The 1,799-nt window shown below is 51.8% G+C and carries 1 protein-coding gene; it reads left to right on the plus strand.

Annotation, left to right across the window (positions count from 1 at the left end):
- Positions 1-1,799, plus strand: a 1,799-nt coding sequence (locus V6D20_06750) for a hypothetical protein (protein HEY9815483.1), incomplete at both ends; no start/stop codon positions are given.

Consider the following 1,799-nt stretch of genomic DNA (forward strand, 5'->3'; position numbering starts at 1 on the left):
AATACACTCACGTTCTCTGGCGACATTGCCATTGGGACCGCCCCCAACATCTTTAAGGCAGATGTCAATGGCATCTATCTTGGCGATGCAGTTTTCGCCAATGCACCATTTAGTGTCACCGCAGGCGGCGTCCTTTCCGCCACAGGAGCCATAATCTCAGGCACCATCGATGCCCTTAGTGGTACAATTGGCGGATGGACAATCAATGCTGATAATCTAGCAGCTGCAAATAACGACATAGTACTTGATCCCTCAGGCCGTCTCACGGTCGGGGGCACTTACGGACAGCAGGTCACGCTCGACTCTGCAACTGGTACGGCCAATGCTACGTGGGACAAGATCGCTGCGTTTGATGGCGTCTGGCTGGCCTCTGAGGGCGATGATGCTGGTATCCCGAACCTTGGTACAGCTGGTGCGACGCTGAGCGCCACGAACACCGGACTCGTGCGAATTGAAGGCCCCGCCATTTGGTTCCCTGGCTCTGCGGGCAATAATGCTAGCACTTCGGTGAATGTCAACATGACAGGGGTGACAGCATTTAACGTCAAGGTACGCGTAGACCTACTTGCTTCTTCGGGATCTTCCACTGCCATCATCGGCGATTCGTACGGTGGGGGCACGAATACGGGTTGGGGTATACGCTACAACGGCACACTTAATCAGTTTGGGTTATGGTTCTACGATGGAGTGTCTGCTCGTATAACAAACCTAGTCCTCGGGAGTGAAATTGCATCGAATGGCCCCCTATGGCTCGGTTATGAACTCAGCACCAGTGGGGGCGATACTCGTGTTGATGGATACTACTCGTACGACAATGTTAATTGGACGGCCCTCGGCGGCCAGACTTGGGTCGGCAATGCTTTCCTTCCTAACCCAGGTAACAATAAACTAATTATCGGTCGCCCACCAGACTTTGATGGTAGTGGGCAGTTTAAGGGCCAGGTCTACGAAGCGACCGTTCGCACTGGTTCTTCCACTCTTGGTCAGGGCAACATATTCTTTGCTCTTTCCGGGAAAGATATTTCTACCACAGAACCATCTGCCACTTCTTTTACTGCAACCAGTGGCCACACGCTTAACATCAGTCGCTCTGCCTCCGGCCCAGTAACCACCATTGTTCCATCTGGCGTTGTTTATCTCAACCCAGCTGATGGAGTTGGATCACTTTCGGTAGTAGCTAACGATGTATTCGATTTGGCAGCAGATGAAGATTTTGTTATTGGCTTTGTTGGTACAATCGGTAACCAGAACGCTTCGTTCCCACGATTCGCCGGTTGGAACTCGGGCACGAATGCAATCCATATCTACAAGAATCCGACAGGCAACCCTAACCGGATGACGCTAGAGTACAAGATTTCCGGGGTCGGACAGTACGTCGGACCAACCGAGATTCCACCACCGCATGAGCCGGTCGTATTCCTTGGGCGCTTGAATCGGGTAACTGGTCTTCTATACACTGACGTTTTCACTCTGTCCGGCAATCACTATGTGGGTTCCACTGTGACTGCTACGGCGGGGGCGATAGACTCGACCTTCTATAATTTTAACATAAATATAGGAACACTTGGATCAGCGATTGGTGCTTTGTGGAATAAGGGTATTGGCGTCGCCCCATCTGATGCCGAGATAGCCGAGATTGCTAACTTCCTTCTCCGTGACACAGTCGTCCCCCCGGCATCTAAGAGTGCCTCCATCCGTATCGGTGGCACAGGAGAGTTCAACCAAAGAGCAGACACCATCTACCTTGGCGATAATCAGTTCTCAATCGGTAAGGATAACTTCCGATATGACGGAGCTGC

It is taken from the genome of Candidatus Obscuribacterales bacterium, assembly GCA_036703605.1.
Taxonomy (GTDB): Bacteria; Cyanobacteriota; Cyanobacteriia; order RECH01; family RECH01; genus RECH01.